This is a genomic window from Kitasatospora paranensis (genome assembly GCF_039544005.1).
Taxonomy (GTDB): Bacteria; Actinomycetota; Actinomycetes; order Streptomycetales; family Streptomycetaceae; genus Kitasatospora; species Kitasatospora paranensis.
Genome location: NZ_BAABKV010000001.1, coordinates 3,472,652 through 3,489,586, shown reverse-complemented (window position 1 = coordinate 3,489,586; position 16,935 = coordinate 3,472,652). Strand labels below are relative to the sequence as shown.

Genomic DNA, 16,935 nt, shown 5'->3' with positions numbered 1-16,935 from the left:
CGCCCCCGCGAGGTCTACTTCGCCGACTGGGCGGCGGCCGGCGAGGCCGACCCGGTCTGCGACATCGCGGTGCCGCTGGCCTGACGGCGCCGCCCGGTGCGCGCTACAGCAGCGGGAGTTCGATGGCCGGGCACTTGTCCATGACCATGTCGAGCCCCGCTGCCGTGGTGCGGTCGAAGGCGGCCTCGTCGACCACGTCGAGCTGGAACCAGACCGCCTTCGCGCCCACGGCGACGGCCTGGTCGGCGATCCCGCCGGCCAGGCCGCTGTTCACGAAGACGTCCACCACGTCGACCGGGAACGGGATGTCGGCGAGCGTGGCGTAGCCCTGCTCGCCGAGCACCGTCTCGGCCTTCGGGTGGACGGGCACCACCCGCTTGCCCGCCCGCTGCAGCACCCGGGCGACCCCGTGCGCGGCCCGCCGGGTGTTGGAGGACAGGCCGACCACCGCCCAGGTGTCGCCGTCGTCCTGGAGGATCCTGCGGACGGTCGCGTCGTCTCCGTACGTCATGACGGGGACAACCGGCCCGCGGCGCCGGTCATTCCGTGACCGGGCGGCCCATCGCGCGGTACGTCCAGCCGGCCGCCCGCCAGGCGGCGCCGTCCAGCACGTTGCGGCCGTCCAGGATCCGGCGCTCGGCGACGAGTTCGCCGACCTCGACCGGGTCGAGCTCCCGGAACTCCTGCCACTCCGTCAGGTGCAGCACCACGTGGGCGCCCTGGACGGCCTCCAGCGCCGAGGCCGCGTACGACAGGCTGGGGAACATCTTGCGGGCGTTGTCCACGGCCTTCGGGTCGTAGACGGTGACCTGGGCACCCTGGAGCTGGATCTGGCCGGCGACGTTCAGCGCGGGGAGTCGCGGATGTCGTCCGAGTTCGGCTTGAAGGCGGCGCCGAGCACCGCCACCCGCCGGCCCAGGAAGCCGCCGCCGCACTGCTCGCGGGCCAGCTCCACCATCCGGGAGCGGCGCCGCATGTTGATCGAGTCGACCTCGCGCAGGAAGGTCAGCGCCTGGTCGGCGCCCAGCTCCCCGGCCCGGGCCATGAACGCCCGGATGTCCTTGGGCAGGCAGCCGCCGCCGAAGCCGAGCCCGGCGTTGAGGAACTTCCCGCCGATCCGCGTGTCGTACGACAGCGCCTTGGAGAGCTGGACGACGTCGGCGCCCGCGCTCTCGCAGACCTCCGCCATCGCGTTGATGAACGAGATCTTGGTGGCGAGGAAGGAGTTGGCGGCGGCCTTGACCAGCTCGGCGGTCGGGAAGTCGGTCACCACGAAGGGCACGCCCTCGGCGATCGGCGTCGCGTAGACCTCGCGCAGCAGCTGCTCGGCGCGCTCGGTGCGCACGCCGACCACCAGCCGGTCCGGGTGCAGGGTGTCGCCGACCGCGAAGCCCTCGCGCAGGAACTCCGGGTTCCAGGCCAGCTCGGCGGCCTCGCCGACCGGGGCCAGGGCGGCCAGGCGCTCCGCCAGCCGGCTCGCCGAGCCGACCGGGACGGTGGACTTGCCGACCACCAGGGTCGGCCGGGTCAGGTGCACCGCCAGCGAGTCGAGCGCGCTGTCGACATAGCTCATGTCGGCGGCGAACTCGCCCTTCTTCTGCGGGGTGTTGGTGCAGATGAAGTGGACGTCGCCGAACTCGGCGACCTCCTCCCAGGAGTCCGTGAAGCGCAGCCGGCCGGTGGAGCCCTCGTGCCCCGGGACGTGCTTCACCAGCAGGTCGGCCAGGCCGGGCTCGTACATCGGCACGCGGCCCGCGGCGAGCGACGCGATCTTCTCGGGGTCGATGTCGAGGCCGAGCACCTCGAAGCCGAGCTCGGCCATGCAGGCGGCATGCGTCGCGCCGAGGTAACCGGTGCCGATCACCGTGATGCGGAGGGCCACGGGCTTCCCCTTCAGTCCAGGTTGGCGGGCCGTCCCGGGGTACGGGCGGCCGCAGCCACCGATGGTATCCGGGCCCGGCGCCCCGGCCCAGCGGCCGGTGGCCGCAGCCCCGGTCCGCGCGGGCGCGCGGGGCCCGGCCCGGTCACGGCCGGATTGCGGCTCCGGCTCGAATCCCCGACCCGTATCCGTACGGCCGTACGGGGCGGCAGAATGCGCGCATGGCAGCGAGGGAGCGCGGGGAAGCCGGTGGGGAGCGCCCGGAGTCGTTGAGTCTGTTCGACCACGAAGCGGACGGGGAGCCGGCGGACGGCCCGGCCGGGGACGGGGAGGATCCGGGCGGTGGCGGGCCGGAGGGCCCGGACGCCGGCGGCGCGGCGGCGGCCGGCGGCGAGGCCCGGCGCCGGCGTCGCACCCGCCGGGTGCTGATCGGCACGCTGGCCGTCCTGCTCGTCCTGGCCCTCGGCCTGTTCGGCGTCGCGTACTGGACGGTCGACCACTACGCGTCCGCGGTGCCGCGCATCCCGAACGCCTTCCCGACCGTGCCGGCCTCCGCCCAGCCGTCGGCCGTGCCGGGCGCCGGCACCACCTTCCTGCTGGTCGGCCTGGACGCCCGCTCGGACGTCGCCACCACCGGCAAGGACGCCAAGGCGCCCGCCTGGAAGGCCGGCGCGCAGCGCAGCGACACCATGATGCTGCTGCACATCTCGGCCGACCGGAAGAGCGCGGCGATCATCTCGATCGCCCGCGACACCCTGGTCGACGTACCCGGCCACGGCAAGGCCAAGATCAACGCGGCCTACTCCTGGGGCGGCCCCGCGCTCATGGTGGAGACCGTGCAGGACCTCACCCACATCAGGGTCGACCACATCGCGGTGATCGACTGGAACGGGTTCCGGGCCCTCACCGATGCCGTCGGCGGCGTCGACATCACCATTCCGCAGACCATCGAGGCCCGCGGCGACGCCCGCCAGTGGGATGCCGGCACCCACCACATGAGCGGCGACCAGGCGCTGCTGTACGTCCGGGAGCGCTACGGCCTGCCCAACGGCGACCTGGACCGCACCAAGCGGCAGCAGAACTTCCTCCGCGCGCTGATGCTGCAGACGATGAACGCCGGCACGCTCGGCAACCCGACCCGGCTGACCGGCCTGCTGAAGGCGGTCGGCGACGTGGTCAGCGTCGACGACCGGCTCAGCAACAGCGACCTCTACGACCTCGCGTGGAGCATGCGGGGGCTGCGCCCGGACGGCGTGCGGTTCATGAACGCCCCCTTCGGCGGCTTCGACACCGTCCAGGGCCAGTCGGTGGTGCTGCTGGACGACGCGGCCGCCACCACGCTCTGGGAGGCCGTCCGCAGCGACCGGATGGACGCCTACCTGGCCCAGCACCGGACCACCAGCGACACCCTCGGCGACAGCGTCCGCTGACCGCGCCCGGGCGGGGCGGGTGCGGGGCGGGTGCGGGGCGGGCGCGGGGGTGCCTACAATGGGTCGCGCTTGTGCTACTTAACGGTAATTAACACGGTCGAGGGGCGAAACACATGGCGGGCAACTCCGGAGCGGACTTCGACCTCTTCCGGCTCAGCGAGGAGCACGACATGCTCCGTGAGTCGGTGCGCGCGCTCGCCGAGGCGAAGATCGCCCCGTTCGCGGCGGACGTCGACGAGCAGGGCCGGTTCCCGCAGGAGGCGCTGGACGCGCTGCAGGCCAACGACCTGCACGCGGTGCACGTGCCCGAGGAGTACGGCGGCGCGGGCGCGGACGCGCTGGCCACCGTGCTCGTCATCGAGGAGGTCGCCCGGGTCTGCGCCTCGTCCTCGCTGATCCCCGCGGTCAACAAGCTCGGCTCGCTGCCCGTCCAGCTCTCCGGCTCCGAGGAGCTCAAGGCCAAGTACCTGGGCGCGCTCGCCCGCGGCGAGGGCATGTTCTCCTACTGCCTGTCCGAGCCCGAGGCCGGCTCCGACGCGGCCGGGATGAGGACCCGCGCCGTGCGCGACGGCGACTCCTGGGTCCTCAACGGCGTCAAGCGGTGGATCACCAACGCCGGCGTCTCCGAGTTCTACACCGTCATGGCCGTCACCGACCCCGCCCTGCGCTCCCGCGGCATCTCCGCGTTCGTGGTCGAGAAGGACGACGAGGGCGTCTCCTTCGGCGCCCCGGAGAAGAAGCTCGGCATCAAGGGCTCCCCGACCCGCGAGGTCTACTTCGACAACGTCCGCATCCCCGCCGACCGCATGATCGGCGCCGAGGGCACCGGCTTCGCCACCGCCATGAAGACCCTCGACCACACCCGCGTCACCATCGCCGCCCAGGCCGTCGGCATCGCCCAGGGCGCCCTCGACTACGCCAAGGGCTACGTCCAGGAACGCAAGCAGTTCGGCAAGGCCATCGCCGAGTTCCAGGGCGTCCAGTTCATGCTCGCCGACATGGCCATGAAGCTGGAGGCCGCCCGCCAGCTCACCTACGCCGCCGCCGCCCGCTCCCAGCGCACCGACAGCGACCTCACCTTCTTCGGCGCCGCCGCCAAGTGCTACGCCTCCGACGCCGCGATGGAGATCACCACCGACGCCGTCCAGCTCCTCGGCGGCTACGGCTACACCCGCGACTACCCCGTCGAGCGGATGATGCGCGACGCCAAGATCACCCAGATCTACGAGGGCACCAACCAGGTCCAGCGCATCGTCATGGCCCGCAACCTCCCGTAGGGCAGGCCCGGATCACCCGAGAGCCCCCGGTCGGCGAGCGCAGCGCTCGCGGGCCGGGGGCTCCGTGCGCCGGCCCGCGCGTGCCCACCCGCCGGGCGGGCAGGCCGGCCCAGATCTCGTCCGGGCCGGTGGAGCGGGTCAGGACGGCGTTGGCGCCGACGATCGTGCCGGCGCCGACGGTGAGGACGCCCGTCTTGCAGACGATCTTCGCCCCGGCGCAGACCACCACCCCGTCCTCCAGCACCACCCGCCGCATCGCGCTCTCCTCCTGCGGCACCCACGGGTCCGCCCGGCCGATCGTGACGCCGTTGTAGAGCGTCACCCCGGCGCCGATCGTGGTGTACGGGTGGAGCACGGTGCCGAAGCCGCGGTGGAACACGACCAGCCCGGGGCCGATCTCGACTGCGGCGGGCACCTCCATGCCGTACAGCGCGAGGGCCTCCTGGACGAGGCGGCCGAACAGCGGGTGGCGGCGGTGGCGGATCAGAGCGGTGACCAGTGACATGCGGCACATTGTGACCGGGTGGACACCCTCCGTGCCGCAGGGCCGGCAGGAACGCGCCGGGGGCCGCGCGCGGAGCTCTCGCCCGGCGCGCGGCCCCCGGCGGGCGCCGCCGCGTGGTGCCCGGCAGCTACTTGGTGTCCGGCACCGCGGTGTCGTTCTTGAAGGCGTCGAACACCGCCTGCGACTTCGCCGCGTCCCACTTGACGGCCGATTCGCCGGTCGGCGTCCGGTAGTTGGCGTTGCCGATCGGCACCGTGATGCTCTTGCCGCCGCCACCGGAGACGCTCTTCATGGCGAGGAACATCGAGCCCAGGTCGGTCAGGCCGGTGTCGTTGTCGACGATCAGCGTGCCGAGGCTCGAACTCACCATCGGGTAGAAGGTGAACGGGTTCAGCAGGGTCGCCGGGGACGCCGCCTGCTTGGCCAGCGCACCCAGGAACTTCTGCTGGTTGCGCATCCGGCCGAGGTCCTGGTCGGCCATCTGGTGCCGCTGCCGCACGAAGGCCAGCGACTGCGTGCCGCTGAGCGTCTGGCAGCCCGCCTTCAGGTCCAGGCCCGAGTCGCGGTCCTTGACGGCCTGGTCGATGCACATGTCCACGCCGCCGACCGAGTCGACGATTCCGACGAAGCCGGCGAAGCCGATCTCCGCGTAGTGGTCGATGTGGATGCCCGTCCGGGTCTCCACGGTCTGCACCAGCAGCCGGCCGCCGCCGTTCGCGAAGGACGCGTTGATCTTCGAGTCGGTGGCCTTGATGGTCTTGCCGCTGCCGCTGGTGTCCAGGTGCGCCGGAATCTGCACCCAGGAGTCGCGCGGGATCGACATCAGCGTGTTCCCGTGGTCGCCGATGTGCAGGATCATCATCGAGTCGCTGCGCTTGCCCTGCGCGGAGCCGGTGTGCAGCGCGGTCTCGTCGGCGTCGGTCAGGCCCTGGCGGCTGTCCGAGCCGACGATCAGCCAGTTGGTGCCCTTCCCGGCGGCCGGCCGGCCGTCGTACGGGGCGAGCACGTTCTCGTGGTTGAGCTTGGAGTCCGCCCAGAAGTACGTGCCGACACCCGTCACCAGCAGCGCGCCGACCAGCGACAGCGCGGCCACCTTGATCGTGCGGCCGCGCGACCAGCGCGACGGCGAACCCTGCGCCGCCGGACCGGACCCGCCCGGACCGTGCGGGCCGTCAGGACCGCCGGGCCCGCCCGGGCCCCCGGGCCGCCGTACCCGGGCTGCGGCCGGGCCGAGCCGTAGCCGGCCTGCGGCGGGATCGGCCCACCCGGGCCGCCGTACCCGGCCGGGGCCCCCGGGCCGCCCGATCCGTAGGGCGTGCCCTGGACACCGGGGGAGGCCTGACCGCCCTGCGGGCCGACCTGGCCGCGGCCGTCGGGCGCCCCGTACGGCCGGGGTGCCGCGCCGGCGCCGCGCGGGTTGAGCTCCGGCGGCAGCGGCGGCTCGGCGGCCGACCCGCCCCGGCGGTACCCGCCGTCGCCCTGCGCGTTCGCGCCGCCCCCTGCGGGCGGTCCTCCTGCCACGTGTTCATGGTGGAGAGGATGCCCGAAAGCCGCCCCCGCAGTACGCCCGGCCCCGCGCAGGGCCCCTTGTATCCGTTTTGATGCACGGAACGGACGGTTCGGCGGAATGTTCACCTGCTGGAACCAACCTTGACCGGCCGAAACGGCGCGTGCTTGCATGACGGCATGGAGCAGCGAACGATCCTCACGCGTCGGCGGCACGTCGACCTGCTGCGTGTGGCCCGCTCGCTGTGTCGTGGCTGACCGTCCGGCTCCCGTCCCACCCTCCCCGCGCCCGCACCGTCGCGTCGCGCCGTAGCCCGCCCACCGCGGGTGCGCACCCGCACCGCTACCGCCCGGGGAAGCCCGCCGCCCGCCCCGCCACGACCCGAGGGAACACCATGGCCACCGTCCTGTCCGTCTCCGGCTCCCCCTCCCGCGCCTCCCGCACCACCCGGCTGCTGCGCCACGTCGACGCCCGCCTCACCGCGCACGGCCACGAGGTCGTCCCGTTCGAGGTCCGCAGCCTCCCGGCCGAGGCCCTGCTCACCGCGGACACCTCGCACCCCGACATGGCCCGCGCCCTGGAGCTCTTCGCGCGCGCCGACGGCATCGTGATCGGCACCCCCGTGTACAAGGCCGCCTACTCGGGCCTGCTCAAGACCCTCCTCGACGTGCTGCCGCAGTACGCGCTGCGCGGCAAGGCCGTGCTGCCGCTGGCGACCGGCGGCTCGGCGGCGCACGTGCTCGCCGTGGACTACGCCCTGCGCCCGGTGCTCAGCTCGATGGGGGCCGGGCACATCACCCAGGGCTGGTTCGTCCTGGACCGCCACATCACTGTCCGGGAGGACGGCACCACCGCGATCGAGCACGAGACGGACGTCCTGCTCACGCCGGTCGTGGACGCCTTCGCCGCGGCCCTGGAGCGGACGGGGACGCTCGTCGCCGCGCACTGACCCTGGTGCCGGGGGAGCCGTCCCCTAGGGGTGGCTCCCCCACCCCGTACATCTCCCGGTCACCGGGCTTCCTCCCGGCGGATGACGAACCGGCCGCCGGTCGCTCCTAACGTGGTCTTTACAGCACCGTCCCGTCCACGGGGTGGTGCTGGCCCCACCTCGAAGACGGTTGCCAGCACCCTGTCGCAGGACGTGCCGGACGGGTCAGGCTGTGGGGCAACGGGTGGACGACGCATCGAGGAGAACCCAGTGACGACGGCAGCCAACGCCGTGCAGGACCCGCAGCTTCCCGGCGGCATGCCCGCCATCGCCGCCTCGGCGCGGCAGGTGACCAAGGCGTACGGCGCCGGTGAGACCAGGGTCACGGCGCTCGACGCCGTCGACGTGGACATCCACCGCGGCCGCTTCACCGCGATCATGGGGCCCTCGGGCTCCGGCAAGTCGACCCTGATGCACTGCCTGGCCGGTCTCGACACCGTCACCGAGGGGCGGATCAGCATCGGCGACACCGAGATCACCGGGCTCAAGGACAAGCAGCTGACCCGGCTCCGCCGGGACAAGATCGGCTTCATCTTCCAGGCGTTCAACCTGCTGCCGACCCTGAACGCGCTGGAGAACATCACGCTGCCGATGGACATCGCCGGCCGCAGGCCGGACGCCGCCTGGCTCGACCAGGTGATCGAGACCGTCGGCCTGGCCGACCGCCTCAAGCACCGCCCGACCCAGCTCTCCGGCGGCCAGCAGCAGCGCGTCGCGGTCGCCCGTGCCCTCGCCGCCCGCCCGGAGATCATCTTCGGCGACGAGCCCACCGGCAACCTCGACTCCCGTTCCGGCGCCGAGGTGCTCACCTTCCTGCGCCGCTCGGTCGACGAGCTCGGCCAGACCATCGTCATGGTCACCCACGACCCGGTCGCCGCCGGCTACGCGGACCGCGTGCTCTTCCTCGCCGACGGCCGGATCGTCGACGAGATGCACGCCCCCACCGCCGACTCCGTCCTCGAACGCATGCGCCGTTTCGACGGCAAGCGCACGAGCTGAGCGGGGGCGAAACCATGCTGCTCAAGACCTCGCTACGGAGCTTCTTCGCCCACAAGGGGCGGATGCTGCTCTCACTGATCGCCGTCGTCCTGTCCGTCGCCTTCGTCTCCGGCACCCTCGTCTTCTCCAACACCGCGACCTCCACCTTCGACCGGCTCTTCGCCTCCACCGCCTCCGACCTCGCCATCAGCAAGGCCAAGGACGACATCGCGGCCGGTGAGCAGGAGGGCGGCAAGGCCGCCACCGTGCCGGTCGGCACCGTGCAGAAGCTCGCCGGCCAGCCCGGCGTCAAGACCGCCATCGGCCAGGTGTTCGTCCAGAACGCGACCCTGGTCGACCCGGCCACCAACAAGTCGGTCGGCCCGACCTCCGGCGCACCCACGCTCACCGGCAACTGGGTCGACACCCCGCGCAGCTCGGTCGACATCACCTCCGGCGCCGCCCCCGCGGGCAAGAGCCAGATCATGCTCGACGCCGACACCGCCAAGAAGGCGGGCCTCAAGCTCGGCAGCCCGCTGCGGGTCATCACCATGAGCGGCAGCTACGACTTCACCGTCTCCGGCATCGTCACCTTCCGCACCACCAACCCCGGTGCCGCGCTCGCCTTCCTGGACACCCCCACCGCCCAGCAGGACCTCCTCGGCGAGACGGCGTTCACCTCCGTCGAGATCTACGGCGACGGCAGCCGCACGGACGACCAGCTCAAGCAGCAGGCCCTCGCCGCGCTCGGCAGCGGGTACGACGCGAAGACCGCCGCCGAGCAGAAGGCCGAGAACGCCAAGGGCGTCGGCTCCTTCCTCAACTTCATGAAGTACGCCATGCTCGGCTTCGCCGGCATCTCGCTGCTGGTCGGCGGCTTCCTGATCATCAACACCTTCTCCATGCTGGTCGCCCAGCGCACCCGGGAGATCGGCCTGCTGCGCGCCCTCGGCGGCAGCCGCAAGCAGGTCAACCGCTCGGTGCTGATCGAGGCGCTGATCCTGGGCGTGCTCGGCTCGACGATCGGCCTCGGTGCCGGCCTCGGGCTGGCCGCCCTGCTCATCCAGCTGATGAAGGCCGTCGGCATGAACCTCGACGCCTCCTCCTCGACATCACCTGGACCGTCCCGGTCGCCTCCTACGCGGTCGGCATCCTGATCACCGTGCTGGCGGCCTGGTTCCCGGCCCGCCGCGCCGCCCGGATCTCGCCGATGGCCGCCCTGCGCGACCACGGCACCCCGGCCGAGGCGTCCGCCAACCGGATCCGCGCCGTCGTCGGCACCGTCGTCACCGGCCTCGGCGCCGCCTCGCTGGCGGCCGCGGCCGCCGCCGACTCGGCCTCCGTGGGCGGTGAGTGGCTGGGCCTGGGCGTCCTGCTGAGCCTGGTCGGCTTCGTCGCCATCGGCCCGCTGCTGGCCACCGGCATCATCCGGGTCCTCGGCGCCGCCCTGCCCGCGCTGTTCGGCCCCGCCGGCAAGCTCGCCCAGCGCAACGCCATGCGCAACCCGCGGCGTACCGGCGCCACCGCCGCCGCGCTGATGATCGGCCTGGCGCTGGTCACCGGCGCCTCCGTGGTGACGTCCTCGATGGTCAGCTCGGCCAACGCCCAGATCGACTCGTCGGTCGGCGCGGACTACATCATCACCGGCCAGGGCCCCGGCGTGGGCATCGGCCCCGCCATGGTCGCGGCCGCACGCGCCACCTCGGGCCTCGCCCACGTCACCGAGCAGAAGGCGGTGCCCGCCCAGCTCGTCACCCCGGACGGCGCCTCCACCAAGACCGTCGTCTCGGCCGCCTCCCCGTCGTTCACCGACGACTTCCACCTGCCGATCGCCACCGGCACCGCGGAGGCCGTGTTCAACGGCGGCATCTCCACCGACCAGGACTTCGCCACCAAGCACCACCTGAAGGTCGGCGACCCGATCAAGGTCGACTACGGCCAGGGCCGCACGCAGACCCTCCCGGTCGGCGCCATCGTCAGCACCGGCAACTCGATGTTCGACAACAACTACTTCACCGGCATCGACACCGTCGCCAAGGCGATCCCGGCCGCCGATCTGCCGGCCGACGCGGCCCTCTTCGGCAAGGCCGCGCCCGGTGCCGACCGGGCGGCGACCCTGACCGCCCTCCAGAAGTCGATGGAGGCCTACCCGCAGCTCACCGTGAAGGACCAGGCCGGCTACAAGGACCTGATCCAGAGCCAGGTGAACCAGCTGCTCTACATGGTCTACGGCCTGCTCGGCCTCGCCATCGTGGTCGCCGTCCTCGGCGTGGTGAACACCCTGGCCCTGTCCGTCGTCGAGCGGACGCGCGAGATCGGCCTGCTGCGGGCGATCGGCCTGTCCCGCCGCCAGCTGCGCCGGATGGTCCGCCTGGAGTCCGTGGTGATCGCGGTCTTCGGTGCCCTCCTCGGCACCGGCCTCGGCCTCGCCTGGGGCGTCACCTCCCGCAAGGTGCTCTCCACCCAGGGCCTGGACACCCTGACCATCCCGACCGGCACCATCGTCGCGATCCTGGTGGCCTCGGCCGTGGTCGGCCTGCTCGCCGCCCTGCTGCCGGCCTTCCGGGCTGCGCGGATGAACATCCTGGCGGCCATCGCCACCGACTGACGCGTCACCGCACCGGCCGGGTGCATCCACCGCCGTGCAGGGACCGGGCGCCACGCCCGGTCCCTGCACGTCTTCCGTTGCGTGTCCGGTCGCAGGTCCTCAGCCGCACCCGCCCGCTCAGGGGCATCCGATGTCGTCGCCCGTGGTCACCGCCACCTTGGGGCCGGCCGGCCCGGGCGAGGCCGACGGTGCGGCGGTCGGCGCGGCCGGCGGCGAGGAATGCGGGGCGGGCGAGGTCTCGCCGCCCCCGCCCCCGGCGGTCGGCGCCGCGGGCCTGCCCGTGACGCCGCGGTAGTCGGGGCCGACCACCACCTGCAGGGTGGCACCCTGGCCCGGTACCGGGACGAGTTCCGCACCGGGCAGTGCGGCGGCGAGCGTTCGCGCGGACTCGTTCCACCGCGGGTCGTAGCGGACGGCGGTGTGCGCAGCCGGGCCGTCGGCGTTGGACGGTGTGCCGGTGGTGGCGAAGCCGGCCGCCCGCAGGTCGCCGTCCACCCGGGAGCCGAGACCGGTCGCCCCGGCCCCGTTGAGCACCTGGACGCGGATCTGTCCCGGCGGCACCGTCCCGGCGGCAGCCGGCCCTGCGGTGCCGGCCGGTTCACCGGCACCGGCCGGCGCGGCGGACGACGGCGCCGGGGCGGGGCGACCGGTCAGCGACCGCCCCTGCCGGACGGCGTCGAACAGCGCCTTGGCCCCCTTGGTGTCCCACAGCACGGTCGAGCCCCAGCCGGGCACCTGGTGGTCCAACTGGGCCACCGGCACCGTGGCGAAGTCGGCGGAGCCCGCCGAGAGGTCCTTCAGCCGGGTGGCGAAGTCGAGCAGGGTGTCGCCGGTCAGCCCCCTGTCGGCCTTCAGCGACCGCAGCGCGGTACCGAGCACGGAGGTCAGCCGGGCCGGGTCGAGCAGCAGGTCCTGGGCGACGGCCTGGTGCAGCAGCTGGGCGACGAACCGCTGCTGCCGGCGCATCCGGCCGAGGTCGGAGGTGCCGTCGACATGCCGGGCCCGGACGTACTTGAGCGCGCCGGCCCCGTCCAGCCGGGTGGTCCCCGCCGGCAGGTCGAGCCCCGAGTAGTCGTCCTTGAGCGGCTTGGCGGTGCAGACCTCGACACCGCCGAGGGCGTCCACCGTGCCGACGAAGGACAGGAAGTCGACCTGGAGGTAGTGGTCGATCCGCAGCCCGGTGTTCTGTTCCACGGTGCGGACAGTGAGCGGTGCCCCGCCCATCCCGTACGCGGCGTTGATCTTCCCCTTGGTGGCGGGCACCTGGCGGTGGGTCGCCGGGTCCTGGTGCGCGGGGATGTCCACGTAGGAGTCGCGCGGGATGCTGACCACCGTGGCCCGGCCGCCGTCGCCGGCGAGCTGGACGATCATCATGGTGTCGGTGCAGTGGCAGGACTCGCCACCCGCGTGGAGCACGTCCTTCAGGGTGTTCTCCGGGATGCCCTCCCGGTCGTCGGTGCCCACCACGAGGAAGGTGGTGAGTCCGTCGTCGGCGGGCCGGTCGCCGCCGCCGATCGCGTCGACCCGCTGGATCGCGCCGCCGAGGCCGTGCAGGACGACCCAGCCGCCGCACGAGGTGGCGAGCACCGCGAGCGACACCATCCCGGCGGTCAGCCGGCCCCAGCGGCGGGGCCGGCGCCGCGGCACGGGGGCCGCCGTCCGGCCGGGGGCCCGTCGTCGGCGGGGCGGCGGGAGAGCGGGCCGGGGCGTGGAGCGCATCTCGGGATGGTAGGCCCGCGCCGGGGCCGCCCCGGGTACGGCACGCCGCTCTGCACAGGGTCGCCCCCAGCGTGCCCCGGACCTCCCGCGCCGGGCCCGCCGGACGACCTCCGTCGGCCCGCCGGGCATCCTCCGCCGGGGCGCCGGGCGGGCGTCCGGGCCGTCCGGGCGGCCGCCGGGCCGTTCCCGGAGGGGCCGGGAGGTGCGCCGTCACGGGACCCTCGTCTGACATCGGCGGGCGGCGCCGGTACGGTGGGCGCGATGAACACCAAGGCTGCTGAGGAGCTGCCGGCGGTCTCCGTGATCATGCCGGTGCTCAACGAGGAACGTCACCTGCGCACCGCCGTCCGGCACATCCTGGAGCAGGAGTACGCCGGGGACCTGGAGGTGGTGATCGCGCTCGGCCCGTCCTCCGACCGGACGGACGAGATCGCCGCCGGCCTGGTCGCCGAGGACCCGCGGGTCCGGACGGTGCCCAACCCGACCGGCCGCACCCCCGCCGGGCTGAACGCCGCGATCCGCGGCTCGCGCCATCCGATCGTGGTCCGGGTCGACGGCCACGGCCTGCTCACCCCCGGCTACATCGGCACCGCCGTCCGGCTGCTGAGCGAGATGGAGGCGGCCAACGTCGGCGGCATCATGCACGCCGAGGGCGAGACCGAGTGGGAGAAGGCGGTCGCCGCCGCCATGACCTCCAGGATCGGGGTCGGCAACGCGGCCTTCCACACCGGCGGCCTGGCCGGCCCGGCCGACACCGTCTACCTCGGCGTCTTCCGCCGCGAGGTGCTGGAGCAGCAGGGCGGCTACAACGAGGAGTTCATCCGCGCCCAGGACTGGGAGCTGAACTACCGCATCCGCCAGGACGGCGGTCTGATCTGGTTCACCCCGCAGCTGCGGGTGACCTACCGGCCGCGGCCCAGCGTGCGGGCCCTGGCGAAGCAGTACAAGGACTACGGCCGCTGGCGCCGGGTGGTGACCCGCTACCACCGCGGCTCGGTCAACCTCCGCTACCTCGCGCCGCCGGCCGCGCTGCTGGCCTGCGTCGCCGGCCTGGTGCTGGGCGCTGCGGTGCACCCGGCGTTCCTGGTGGTGCCCGGCGGCTACCTGCTGGGCATCCTCGGCGGCTCGGTGAAGGAGGGCCGCGGGCTGTCCCCGAAGGCTCGCGTCCAGCTGCCGGTGGCGCTGGCCACCATGCACATGAGCTGGGGCTTTGGCTTCCTCACCTCGCCGCGGTCGCTGGCCCGCCGGGTGATCGCCAGCAAGCGACCCGAGCCGATGGCGCCGCGCACCGAGCACGCCTGACCTCCCGCCCCCGCCCGGGGCGCCCCTCGCCCGCAGCCCGGCCCGGCCCGCACACCGCGTGCCGGGCCGGCGTGCTCCGGCGGCGACGCGCCCCGGCAGCTGCTCCGACTGCTTCGAGCAGGCTGCCCGAATCCGTCCGCGGGCCCGTCCTGCGGCGCTATCTTCGGCGCCATGGGGATCACCGAGGGGGACGCCGTCCGGATCGAGCCGAGCGCGGACGTCGACGAGCGGGCCGTGATCGGCCCCGGCAGTACGGTCTGGCACTTGGCGCAGGTCCGCGAGCACGCCGAGATCGGCGCCGAGTGCATCATCGGACGCGGCGCCTACGTCGGCCCGGGCGTCCGGCTGGGCGACCGGGTCAAGCTGCAGAACCACGCCCTGGTCTACGAACCCGCGGTGGTCGAGGACGGCGTGTTCGTCGGCCCGGCCGCGGTGCTGACCAACGACCTCTACCCGCGCTCGGTCGACCCGGACGGCCGGCTCAAGCGCGGCGACGACTGGCAGGCCCGCGGGGTGACGCTCCGTCGGGGCTGCTCGATCGGCGGCCGTGCGGTGCTGGTCGCCGGGGTGACGGTCGGCCGGTGGGCCCTGGTCGCGGCCGGTGCGGTGGTGCACCGGGACGTCCCCGACTTCGCCCTGGTGGCCGGGGTGCCGGCCCGCCGGATCAAGTGGGTGGGCCGGGCGGGGGAGCCCCTGGAGCCGTCCGGCGAGGATCGCTGGCGCTGCCCCCGCACCGGGGAGGAGTACGTCGAACAGGACGGTGTTCTCGCCCCGGTCGGCGACTGATCGGCCGTCGACCGGGGCCCGTGGCCGACCGACGGGCCGCCGGCCGACGGGCCGGCGGCTGCCCGGCCGTCACCCGGGCTCACCAGGTGTAGATGCCGCCCTGCGGGTTGACGGTCATGCAGGCGGTGGCGTCGTCGGCGCGCTCCGTCCGGACGGAGGTCGGCACCGCGGTGGGTGCGGGCGCCGGGGTGAGGGCGGTGCCGCTCGGCCAGTCGGCGCCGATCACCAGCGCCAGGGTGCGGGAGGTGCCGGCTTCGTGCAGCGCGGTGGACGGCAGCCCGAGGGCCGCCGCCACGGTCTGCGCCCGGGTGAGCTGCCCGGCGCCGTAGGTCAGCGTGGTGACGGCCTGCGAGCTGCCGCCGGTGGCCGCCACGGCCTTGGTGAACCCGGCCTTCACCAGGGCGTTCCTGATCTCGTCGGCCCGGTTCCGGGCACCGGAGGCGTTCCGGACGGTGACCGCGACGGCGCCCGGGTCGGACGGAGCGGACGGCGACGGGACGGTGGCCGGGCCGGAGGAGGCCGCGGAGGGGGAGGCGGCGGGCGAGGCCGCCGCGCCGGCCGCCGGCTGTCCGTCCAGTGGGGTGTCCGCGTGCAGCATCCGCCAGATCTGCGCGGTGTTCGCCTGGTCCAGCACCAGCTTGGCCTTCGGGTTGGCCGGGTCGGGCAGGACGGGGACGGTGAGCGAGGTGGTGCGTTCGGTCGGCACCTGCCGGAGGTCCTGCCCGAGGTCGTAGAGGCGTTTGAGGTCGGCCAGCTCCCGGTCGACGCTCAGCGCCTTGGTGGCGGCCTCGGCGAGCGACATCAGCCTCCCCGGGTCGTCCAGCGCACCCTTGGACTTGAGCTCGCGCATCATCGAACTCAGGTACATGTGCTGGGCTTTGGTGCGGTTGATGTCGGAACCCCAGGCGTCGCGCACCCGCAGCCACTGGAGGGCCTGGTCGTGCTTGACGACGGAGGTGCCCTTGGGCAGCTTCAGTCCGGTGCCGCCGATGCCGGGCTGGTAGCGGTCGTACATGTTGCGGTCGACGCAGACGGGGACGCCGCCGATGGCGTCGGCCATCTGCACCACGCCCGCGAAGTCGACCATCATGTAGTGGTCGATGTCGAGGTGCGTCAGGCCGACCCAGGTGCCGAGCACGCAGCCCGGCCCGCCCTGGGCGAGGGCTTCGTTGATGGGGTGGTGCCGCAGCGCGGGGTGCTGCACGCCCTTCTCGTCGTGGCAGGCGGGGATGTCGACCAGGGTGTCGCGCGGGATGCTGATCATGGACGCGTTGGTGCGGTCCGCCGAGACGTGGAGCAGCATCTGGACGTCGGCCAGGCCGGGCCGGGAGGCGTCGTCGGCCGAGCCGCCGAGGTCGACGTTCTCCTTCGAGGCCCGGCTGTCGGTGCCGATCATCAGGATGTTGAGCGGGGTCTGCCCTTGGCGTTGGGCGCGGTGCGTTCGCCCTGCTGGTCCGTCAGGTTCTTGGTGCCGGCCTGGATGTTGCCGTTCAGGTGCCGGTAGTACAGGTAGCCGGCGCCGCAGCCGGCCACGAGGGTGGCACCGGTGGTGATCGCCACGACGCGCAGCCAGCGGCGGCGCCTGGGCCGCCGCCGGGTCCCGCCGCGGCCCGCCCGCCGGGCCGCGGCCCGTCCACCGGCCGCTCCTCCACCTGCTGCTCGTCCACCGTCGGCCCGGCCGGCGGCCGCCCGCTGCTCCGCCGCCCGGCCGCCCGGTGCCGCGTTCCCGTCGGCGCCGGGTATCGGCTCCCCGCTGGTCATGCTGTCGGCCGCCTCTCCCGCCCGGGCCGACGAGGGCCGGCCGGGTCGTCCCGGACCGGCGGCGCGGGTGCCGTCGGCCGCCGTCCGGCCCGTCCGGGGTGCTTCCGGCAGGGCGGGCCGCGACCCGCGGTTGCCCGTGCCGGCCGGTACTCCTCACCCCCTTGACGCGGCGACCTGCCGGGCGCGTTACCGACG

At 73.7% G+C, this 16,935-nt stretch carries 12 protein-coding genes and 2 pseudogenes; 7 read left to right on the top strand and 7 right to left on the bottom strand.

The genetic code is table 11. The features are described from left to right. Positions 1 to 103: 103 nt before the first annotated feature. Together ABEB13_RS16805 and ABEB13_RS16800 are read right to left on the bottom strand one after the other, a co-directional pair. Positions 104 to 511 carry a CoA-binding protein gene (locus ABEB13_RS16805; RefSeq protein ID WP_345709698.1) on the bottom strand — a complete coding sequence of 136 codons (408 nt, stop codon included), beginning with the start codon at positions 509 to 511 and terminating at the stop codon, positions 104 to 106. A 28-nt stretch (positions 512 to 539) separates the two neighbouring features. Continuing rightward, positions 540 to 1,882, bottom strand: a pseudogene (locus ABEB13_RS16800) (UDP-glucose dehydrogenase family protein). 218 nt (positions 1,883 to 2,100) lie between these two features. On the opposite strand from ABEB13_RS16800, the gene ABEB13_RS16795 reads away from it, so the two are divergent. Both ABEB13_RS16795 and ABEB13_RS16790 read left to right on the top strand, forming a co-directional pair. Then, positions 2,101 to 3,309: an LCP family protein gene (locus ABEB13_RS16795; protein WP_345706163.1), complete on the top strand. Its 1,209-nt coding sequence runs from the start codon at positions 2,101 to 2,103 to the stop codon at positions 3,307 to 3,309. A gap of 113 nt (positions 3,310 to 3,422) precedes the next feature. Further along, positions 3,423 to 4,586, top strand: a complete 1,164-nt coding sequence (locus tag ABEB13_RS16790; RefSeq protein WP_345706162.1) for an acyl-CoA dehydrogenase family protein — start codon at positions 3,423 to 3,425, stop codon at positions 4,584 to 4,586. Here ABEB13_RS16790 and ABEB13_RS16785 read toward each other — a convergent pair. Then, complete coding sequence (locus ABEB13_RS16785; RefSeq protein ID WP_345706161.1) at positions 4,564 to 5,091, bottom strand: serine O-acetyltransferase; 528 nt, start codon at positions 5,089 to 5,091, stop codon at positions 4,564 to 4,566. The genes ABEB13_RS16790 and ABEB13_RS16785 overlap by 23 nt on opposite strands. Before the next feature lie 127 nt (positions 5,092 to 5,218). Next, positions 5,219 to 6,184, bottom strand: coding sequence for an LCP family protein (locus ABEB13_RS16780; RefSeq protein WP_345706160.1), 966 nt, complete (start codon positions 6,182 to 6,184; stop codon positions 5,219 to 5,221). A gap of 808 nt (positions 6,185 to 6,992) precedes the next feature. Here ABEB13_RS16780 and ssuE point away from each other — a divergent pair. The 3 genes and pseudogenes from ssuE (at position 6,993) to ABEB13_RS16765 (ending at position 11,172) form a co-directional block, all read left to right on the top strand. After that, positions 6,993 to 7,547, top strand: a complete 555-nt coding sequence (gene ssuE, locus ABEB13_RS16775; protein ID WP_345706159.1) for an NADPH-dependent FMN reductase — start codon at positions 6,993 to 6,995, stop codon at positions 7,545 to 7,547. Positions 7,548 to 7,796: 249 nt separating this feature from the next. Continuing rightward, on the top strand, positions 7,797 to 8,585 hold the full coding sequence (locus ABEB13_RS16770) for an ABC transporter ATP-binding protein (RefSeq protein ID WP_380231311.1): 789 nt from the start codon (positions 7,797 to 7,799) through the stop codon (positions 8,583 to 8,585). 14 nt (positions 8,586 to 8,599) lie between these two features. Then, positions 8,600 to 11,172, top strand: a pseudogene (locus tag ABEB13_RS16765) (ABC transporter permease). 117 nt (positions 11,173 to 11,289) lie between these two features. Here ABEB13_RS16765 and ABEB13_RS16760 read toward each other — a convergent pair. Next, positions 11,290 to 12,891, bottom strand: coding sequence for an LCP family protein (locus ABEB13_RS16760; protein WP_345706158.1), 1,602 nt, complete (start codon positions 12,889 to 12,891; stop codon positions 11,290 to 11,292). 261 nt (positions 12,892 to 13,152) lie between these two features. Here ABEB13_RS16760 and ABEB13_RS16755 point away from each other — a divergent pair, with 261 nt between their 5' ends. Both ABEB13_RS16755 and ABEB13_RS16750 read left to right on the top strand, forming a co-directional pair. Next, the gene (locus ABEB13_RS16755; protein ID WP_345706157.1) at positions 13,153 to 14,193 is read left to right on the top strand and encodes a glycosyltransferase family 2 protein; all 1,041 of its coding nucleotides are present in this window, start codon (positions 13,153 to 13,155) and stop codon (positions 14,191 to 14,193) included. Positions 14,194 to 14,364: 171 nt separating this feature from the next. Beyond that, positions 14,365 to 14,979, top strand: a complete 615-nt coding sequence (locus ABEB13_RS16750) for an acyltransferase (protein WP_345706156.1) — start codon at positions 14,365 to 14,367, stop codon at positions 14,977 to 14,979. Between the two features lie 79 nt (positions 14,980 to 15,058). Here ABEB13_RS16750 and ABEB13_RS16745 read toward each other — a convergent pair whose 3' ends face one another. Together ABEB13_RS16745 and ABEB13_RS16740 are read right to left on the bottom strand one after the other, a co-directional pair. Further along, positions 15,059 to 16,375 (bottom strand): LCP family protein, encoded by a 1,317-nt coding sequence (locus ABEB13_RS16745; RefSeq protein ID WP_345706155.1) that lies wholly within the window; start codon positions 16,373 to 16,375, stop codon positions 15,059 to 15,061. Then, the gene (locus ABEB13_RS16740; RefSeq protein WP_345706154.1) at positions 16,375 to 16,740 is read right to left on the bottom strand and encodes a hypothetical protein; all 366 of its coding nucleotides are present in this window, start codon (positions 16,738 to 16,740) and stop codon (positions 16,375 to 16,377) included. Before ABEB13_RS16740 ends, ABEB13_RS16745 begins: the two co-directional genes overlap by 1 nt. Positions 16,741 to 16,935 lie beyond the last annotated feature (195 nt).